This window comes from Streptomyces bicolor (assembly GCF_000719285.1).
GTDB lineage: Bacteria > Actinomycetota > Actinomycetes > Streptomycetales > Streptomycetaceae > Streptomyces > Streptomyces bicolor.
Window position 1 is genome coordinate 1 of sequence record NZ_JOFS01000077.1, and the last position, 7,305, is coordinate 7,305.

The window sequence follows — 7,305 nt, forward strand, 5'->3', positions numbered from 1 at the left end:
TCGGTTCGAGCGTGGGGGAGGAGCCACGTGGGCGGTTCGGCAACGCGGCTGGGGGTCCCCCCTCTGGGGGAGTGCGTGCCAGGCGTCGCGCGCCCGGCCGGAGATGTGACACAGGCTCTGAGACACCGGGCGGTGAGCCGCTCGCGCGTCAGGCGGTGCCCTCTTCGGCCTGCTCCCGCAGGAAATCGCTGACCTGGAGCGCGAGGCCGTCCCGCAGGGTGGCGGAGTGGGCGCCGACCGACTCCTGGAGGCCGAGGCCGCCGGTCCACAGCCGGCGGTCGGCCCACTCCTCCTCCACGCGCAGCTGGATCTGGACGTCGACCTGGCCCAGGCTCGCCTCCGGGCCGGCGGCGTACAGCACGGCCGTGGCCCGGCGCAGCGGGTAGACGTCGAAGCCCTCGATGAACTGCGAGTTGCGCCAGTCGATGAACGCGGCCTCGCCGTCGCGGCCGATCCGCACGTCGATCTGGCCGTCCTCGAGATGAATGCCGAGGTGCCTCTCGCCGCGGTTCTCGACGGTGACGCGGATCCTGAAGTACGTCAGACCTTCGGCGGCGTCGTCCCGTCCGCGGGGCGGCTCGGCGGCTTCCAGGCGGTGGACGCGGACACGCAGACCGGCATGCTCGTCGTACTCGTGCCAGTCCCCGACCACGTTCGGCTCGTACACAATCCACCTCTCGACCCAGAGAGCTGCTTCCTATCTTTGCGCTCAGTGCACTGTCAAATGAGCAGAATGCGCTGTGGCCAGCCCATTCGCCCCCTTGATCGCCGATCAAGCCGTGGGCAGGAAGAATCCGCTTACCGGCCCGCCGACCGTGTTCACCCACGTGCCGCACATCACGTTCCGCGCCAAGATCAGCGAGCCGGGATCGGCGAGCCGGCCGCCACAGCTCACTCGGAACCGCGCAGCCGCGCGTCGGACGCGCTTCTCGACAACGCACTGTCATTCGACGGCAACACGTAGTCGCATTCACGAATTTTGTTTCGGCTGCCGTTTCAGGGGGGAATGTACCTGTATGTGCTTCGGACCGGAGGCACGTCCGTGGGAGCCGGCCCGCCAGGGTGTTCCTGGACGCCTCCATGAGGTCCGAGTCCGCACCTCCCATGGTGTCTGTCCAGTCAGCACCCGCTGAGGGAGGTGCGCACTCATGAGTGCCACCACCAGAACGAAGCAGCATCCGCATGACGACGCCCCTGACACCGCCGAGGCGTTCGACCGGCTCGTGGGGCTGTCCGACGGGCCGGAGCGCAAGGAGCTCAGGGACGATCTGGTCCAGGCCTGGTTGCCCATGGCCGAGCGGATCGCCGTCCGCTTCAAGGGCCGCGGGGAGTCCTTGGAGGACCTGTACCAGGTGGCCGCCCTGGGACTGGTGAAGGCCGTCGACCACTACGACCCGGCACGCGGTCACGCCTTCGAGGCGTACGCGGTTCCCACCATCACCGGCGAGATCAAACGGCACTTCCGCGACCACATGTGGACGCTGCACGTACCGCGCCGGGTCCAGGACCTGCGCAACCGGGTGCGCAGTTCCGCGAAGGAGCTGTCCCAGCGGACCCCGGGCCGCGCCCCCACGATCCCCGAGATCGCCGAACACGCGCATCTGACCGTGGGTGAGGTGCGCACCGGGATGGAAGCGCTGGAGTGCTTCTCCGCGCTGTCGCTGGAGGCGGAGATGCCGGGCACGGACGGATACGCACTGGGGGACGCGATCGGCGGTCCGGATCCGGCGTACGACGTCGTCGTCGACCGCGTCGCCGTCAAGCCGTGTCTGCAGCGGCTGCCGGAGCGCGAGCGGACCATCCTCTACCTGCGGTTCTTCGGCGGGATGACCCAGAGCCGGATCGCGCAGCAGCTCGGCATCTCGCAGATGCATGTGTCGCGGCTGCTGAGCGGCTGCTTCGCCCAACTGCGCGAGGAACTGCTCGCCGAGGTCCGTTGACCCGGGCGGCCGAACCGGAAAGTGAAAGGGGCGAGGCGTCAGTCTTGTGCCGATCCCGGGATCTGCGTCGGGCCGTAGCGTTCGAGTGCCTCTTCGAGTTCCGCGGCGATCTCCGGGGGCATCCTGCCGTCCCGGCCCCAGATGAGAATGAGTTCCGCGACATGGCGGAGCTTGATGTTCGTGTGCTGGGAGACGTCCTTCAGCACAGCCCAGCCCTGGTCCGGCGCCACCCGCCCGAGAGCCACGACCATGCCGATCGCCTGGTCCACGACCGCATGCGAGACGACCGCTTCCTTGAGCTGGTCGACCTCTTCCTCCAGCTCGAGGATGCGGTCCGTCTCGTTCTTGTCGGCGGGCTCGTTCGGTGTCGGTGCCACGCCACCATCCTCGTCGCTTTGCCGGACGCATGCCAGTGAGGCGGAGGGCTGGTCCTCGGCCGTTTCGGCGCTCTGCCGGGGGTACTCGACAGGCCCCGGAACGGTTCCGGCCGGACACTGGGAAAGGACCGGTGGCCGCCGGTCGGGCGAGACCAGGACGCGACTGCCATGAACGATGTGCGAAACCCCCGGGGCACGGCCGAGATCGTGTCCACCCACTCCGTCTTCGGCGCGCCCTGCTGGGTGAGCCTGACCAGCCGCGACCTGGAAGCCACCCAGGAGTTCTACTCGGCCGTGCTGGGCTGGCGCTGGCGGCCGGCCAAGCTGGGCGACCGTTTCCGGGTCGCGCTGGCGCAGAGCGTGCCGGTGGCGGGGATCGCCGCGGTCGCCTCGATGTGGCAGATGGCCGTGGCCTGGACGCCGTACTTCGCCGTGCCCAGTGCGGACGAGGCGGTGGCGCGGGTGCAGGAGCGGGGCGGCACCACGGCCGTCGGGCCGCTGTCGCTGCCGCCCGGGAGGGCGGCGCTGCTGGCCGACCGGGACGGGGCGACGTTCGGCATCTGGGAGGGGGAGCTCATCTCCAACTGGGAGACCTGGCGCCGGGCCGCGCCCACGTTCATCCGGCTGCACACCCGTGACGCCTTCGACGCCGCGATGTTCTACGGCGAGGTCCTCGACTGGGCGACGGAGCGGCCCGGCTGCTGCGAGGTCCGTTACGAGGGTGGGGAGGTCGTGCTGCGCAGTGGGGGTGATGTGGTGGCGCGTATCGAGTCGGGTGCGTTGGAGGCCGCGCCGGATCCGACGATTCGACCGCACTGGCAGGTTCACTTCGCGGTGGGCGATGTGGAGGGCTGCACTCGGGCCGCGGAGTTGCATGGGGGGAGTGTGCTGTCGAAGGGCAGCGAGGAGGCTGTGCTGCGGGATCCTGACGGGGCGCAGTTCACGGTTACTTCGCATCGGGAACGGTGACGCCGGTCGCGCCCACACGGCGGAGCCGCATATCGACACAGCCCCGCCCCCCTTCAGGGCGTTGTACGTGACGGTCTCGACAGCAGCACCAGACTGCGGCGCTCGACCAGGAGCGCGGTGGCCGCCTTGTGTTCCGCCTCGTCCGGTGGGCCCTGGGGTTCGGCCGTGTCGATCAAGGTGGTCCAGCGGTCGCCGTAGGTGTTGTCCGGGAGTTGGAACTCGACCGGTTCCCAGTAGCTGTTGAGCAGGAGCAGGAAGGAGTCGTCCACCACGGGGCGGCCGCAGGCGTCGGGTTCGGCGATGGCGTCGCCGTTGAGGAAGACGGCCAGGGAGTGGGCGTCGGGGCGGTGCCAGTCGTCGTCGGTCAGTTCGCGGCCGTCGGGCTGCAGCCAGACCAGGTCGGGCAGTGGCTGTTCGGGGTGGGTCGCTGTTTCGCCCCGGAAGAAGCGGCGGCGACGCAGGACGGGATGGGCGGCGCGCAGGGCGATGACGTAGCGGGTGAATTCGGTGAGCGCGCGCTGGTCGTCGGTGGTGCGCCAGTCGATCCAGGAGACCTCGTTGTCCTGGCAATAGGCGTTGTTGTTGCCGCGCTGGGTGCGGCCGAGTTCGTCGCCGTGGCAGAGCATGGGGATGCCCTGGGAGAGCAGGAGCGTGGCGAGGAAGTTGCGTTGTTGGCGGGCGCGCAGTCGCAGTACGGCCGGGTCGCGGGTCTCGCCCTCGACGCCGCAGTTCCAGGAGCGGTTGTGGCTCTCGCCGTCCCGGTTGCCCTCGCCGTTGGCCTCGTTGTGCTTGTCGTTGTACGAGACGAGGTCGCGCAGGGTGAACCCGTCGTGCGCGGTGACGAAGTTGACGCTGGCGCGCGGGCGGCGCCGGCTGTGTGCGTACAGGTCGGAGGAGCCGGTCAGCCGGGAGGCGAACTCGCCGAGCGAACCGGGCTCGCCGCGCCAGAAGTCCCGTACGGCGTCGCGGTACTTGCCGTTCCACTCCGACCACAGCGGCGGGAAGTTGCCCACCTGGTAGCCGCCCTCCCCCACGTCCCACGGCTCGGCGATCAGCTTGACCCTGCTGATCACCGGGTCCTGCTGGATCAGGTCGAAGAACGCCGAGAGCCGGTCCACCTCGTGGAACTGGCGGGCCAGCGTGGCCGCGAGGTCGAAGCGGAAGCCGTCGACGTGCATCTCCGTGACCCAGTAGCGCAGCGAGTCCATGATCAGCTGGAGGACGTACGGGTGGCGCATCAACAGGCTGTTGCCGGTGCCCGTGGTGTCGTAGTAGTGCGCCCAGTCGCCGTCCACCAGGCGGTAGTAGGAGGCGTTGTCGATGCCGCGGAAGGAGAGCGTCGGGCCCCGCTCGTTGCCCTCGGCGGTGTGGTTGTAGACGACGTCGAGGATCACTTCGAGGCCGGCCGCGTGCAGCGCCTTCACCATCGACTTGAACTCGTCGACCTGCTGGCCGCGGGTGCCGTGGGCGGCGTAGGCGTTGTGCGGCGCGAAGAAGCCGATCGTGTTGTAGCCCCAGTAGTTGGCCAGGCCGCGGTCGAGCAGGACGCCGTCCTGGACGTACTGGTGGACCGGCATCAGCTCGACGGCGGTCACCCCGAGGGACGTCAGGTGCTCGACGACCGCTGGGTGGGCGAGTCCGGCGTAGGTGCCGCGCAGCTCCGGCGGGACGTCGGGGTGGGTGCGGGTGAGGCCGCGTACGTGCGCCTCGTAGATGACGGTGTCGGCGTACGGCCGCCGGGGCGGTCGGTCGTCGCCCCAGTCGAAGTACGGCTCGGTCACCACGCCGAGCATGGTGTGCCCGGCGCTGTCGGCCGGGGACGGGGCGCCCGGGGTGCGCTCGAAGAGGGAGGCGTGGTTGTCCACCCGGCCGTCCACCGCCCTGCTGTACGGGTCGAGCAGCAGCTTCGCCGGATTGCACCGGTGGCCCAGGTCCGGGGCCCAGGGGCCGTGGACCCGGTAGCCGTAGCGCTGTCCGGGGCCGACCCCGGGCAGATAGCCGTGCCAGACGAAGCCGTCGACCTCGGTGAGCGCAACCGGTGTGTACTGCTCCTTGTCGTCGACGAGGACGAGTTCGACGCGGTCGGCGACCTCGCTGAACAGGGCGAAGTTGGTGCCCTGTCCGTCGAAGGCGGCGCCCAGCGGATAGGGGTGCCCGCTCCAGGCGGGCACCCCTTTGCGCACGTCCTTGCGGCGGCGTCTCGCGGTCACCGGGCCTCCTCCAGGGCGCCGTCCCGGATGCCCGCCGCGTCGGCCAGGGCGGTGACGGGCACCTCGCGCGGCACTCCGCGCGCCTCCCGCAGGCTGGGCGCGGGCGCGGCCGGGACGAGCGGGGCATGTTCCCCGGCGCGGGCGCGCTGCGAGAACCAGATGACCTTGCTGCCGGTCTCGGTGGCGCAGCAGCCCCACCCGTCGCTCATCGCGGCCAGGTGCTGCAGGCAGGCGCGCAGCTCGTGGTCCGGACGCAGGGCGCGGTCGTTGTCGCCGATGGCGGTGATGAGGTGCTGGCCGTTCCACCACATCTCGATCGAGGTGTTCTTGTCCTTCGCGTGCTCGTCGATGGCCCGCAACAGCATCTCCGTGCCGTGGCGGACGGGCTCGACAAGCGTCTCCAGGTCCCAGTACCTGAGGTGAGCGGCCAGAATTCGGCTGACCTGACCCACCCGTTCGGGGCTGACTTCCACGTCGAGGTGGTAGTAGCAGGGCACTGCGGTCTTCACCGTCGTTACCTCCTCACCGCGCTGGCTCCCGCTCTCTCGCCCCTGCGGGACGGGCCCCGAGCACGGAGCGTGAGCACTGATCGCTTCTGAGTCACTTCAGGGTGGATGCGGTACGCCATTCGTGCAACACGAGCGGGCATCCGAGGTAGTTGAAGCTCCAACAGGACGCTGCGTCGTCGACCATGCACCATATGTGAAGACCTCGATGCCCGTAACGGAACCCGTGCGTGTACGCGCGCGGGTTCCGCCCGACGGTCGGGAGACGCGTCATCGAGCAGCCCGGAAGGTGAACGGCGCCATGCTGCTACCGGCCAAAGCCGAAGTCGCCCGGCAACTGCGGCGATACCGGGCCTGGGAACGCGCCATGCTCGCGGCCCCGGCCGACCGTGCGGTGCGCGCCACGTTCGAGGACGCCGGCTACACGCTGTGCGTGCTGATGGGGAAGCGCTGCGCGCGCGAGGCCGCGGACGCGGCGGAACGCTATCTGCGCATCACCCTGGCGGCCTACCTCCGGGAGCAGGACGAGCGGCCCCATCTGCACGCGGCGACGCGACGGGGTCCGTCGAGATCACGGCGGTGGCGTTTCCTCGCGGGGAGGTAGCCGCCTTACGGCGCAGTTGGATCCCCGGCCGGGCCTGGTGCCCGGCCTCGAGCACGGTGGAGGTGAACCATGGGCAGGACCAAGACGAGGACCGGTCGGGGGACCGGGACGATCGGCCGCATCCCGGTACGGGACGTACAGCCGGCCGTGGCGTGCGGCAGGCATCCGGCGAAGGCGGTCGCGGGTGAGACCTTCGAGGTCACGGCCACCGTGTTCCGGGAGGGCCATGACGCCGTGGCCGCCAATGTCGTGCTGACGGATCCGGACGGCCGCCCGGGCCCGTGGACGCCGATGCACGAGGTGGCTCCGGGCAGCGATCGCTGGGGCGCCAAGGTGACCCCGCCCACCGTGGGCCAGTGGACGTTTCACGTGGAGGCCTGGAGCGATCCGGTGGCCACCTGGCGCCGTACGGCCCGGATCAAGGTTCCGGCCGGGATCGATGTCGGGCTGGTCCTGGAAGAGGGTGGCGAGATGTACGAGCGTGCGGCCGCCGGAGTGCCGGACGACGCGGGGCGGGCGACCGTGCTGGCCGCCGCGGAGGCCTTGCGTGACGACTCGCTGCCGCCCGTGTCGCGGCTGGAGGCGGCGTTCGCGGCGAACGTGGACGCGGTGTTGGGGCGGTATCCGCTGCGGGACCTGGTCACCGCCTCCGATCCGCTGCCGCTGCTGGTGGAACGCGAGCGGGCCCTGTTCGGCTCC

The 7,305-nt window shown here is 70.2% G+C and carries 8 protein-coding genes; 4 read left to right on the plus strand and 4 right to left on the minus strand.

Annotated features, from left to right (window positions below; translation table 11 throughout):
* Positions 1-148: 148 nt before the first annotated feature.
* Positions 149-667 (minus strand): hypothetical protein, encoded by a 519-nt coding sequence (locus tag IF78_RS0142520; protein ID WP_031488092.1) that lies wholly within the window; start codon positions 665-667, stop codon positions 149-151.
* Positions 668-1,148: 481 nt separating this feature from the next.
* On the opposite strand from IF78_RS0142520, the gene IF78_RS0142525 reads away from it, so the two are divergent.
* The gene (locus IF78_RS0142525; protein WP_031488093.1) at positions 1,149-1,940 is read left to right on the plus strand and encodes an RNA polymerase sigma factor SigF; all 792 of its coding nucleotides are present in this window, start codon (positions 1,149-1,151) and stop codon (positions 1,938-1,940) included.
* 38 nt (positions 1,941-1,978) lie between these two features.
* Here IF78_RS0142525 and IF78_RS0142530 read toward each other — a convergent pair whose 3' ends face one another.
* Positions 1,979-2,317, minus strand: coding sequence for an ANTAR domain-containing protein (locus tag IF78_RS0142530; RefSeq protein ID WP_031488094.1), 339 nt, complete (start codon positions 2,315-2,317; stop codon positions 1,979-1,981).
* 168 nt (positions 2,318-2,485) lie between these two features.
* On the opposite strand from IF78_RS0142530, the gene IF78_RS0142535 reads away from it, so the two are divergent.
* Positions 2,486-3,286, plus strand: coding sequence for a VOC family protein (locus IF78_RS0142535; protein ID WP_031488095.1), 801 nt, complete (start codon positions 2,486-2,488; stop codon positions 3,284-3,286).
* A gap of 53 nt (positions 3,287-3,339) precedes the next feature.
* Here the strand turns inward: IF78_RS0142535 and glgX are convergent, their stop codons facing one another.
* A complete protein-coding gene (glgX, locus tag IF78_RS0142540; protein ID WP_199921480.1) occupies positions 3,340-5,496 on the minus strand; it encodes a glycogen debranching protein GlgX in 2,157 nt (718 codons plus the stop codon).
* Complete coding sequence (locus IF78_RS0142545) at positions 5,493-6,005, minus strand: hypothetical protein (RefSeq protein ID WP_031488097.1); 513 nt, start codon at positions 6,003-6,005, stop codon at positions 5,493-5,495. The genes glgX and IF78_RS0142545 overlap by 4 nt, the downstream gene beginning before the upstream one ends.
* Positions 6,006-6,303: 298 nt before the next feature.
* On the opposite strand from IF78_RS0142545, the gene IF78_RS0142550 reads away from it, so the two are divergent.
* Both IF78_RS0142550 and IF78_RS0142555 read left to right on the plus strand, forming a co-directional pair.
* Entirely contained in the window at positions 6,304-6,606 is a 303-nt protein-coding gene (locus IF78_RS0142550; protein WP_031488098.1) for a DUF5133 domain-containing protein, read from the plus strand.
* 69 nt (positions 6,607-6,675) lie between these two features.
* A partial coding sequence (locus IF78_RS0142555; protein ID WP_031488099.1) for a maltotransferase domain-containing protein occupies positions 6,676-7,305 on the plus strand: 630 nt, incomplete at its 3' end.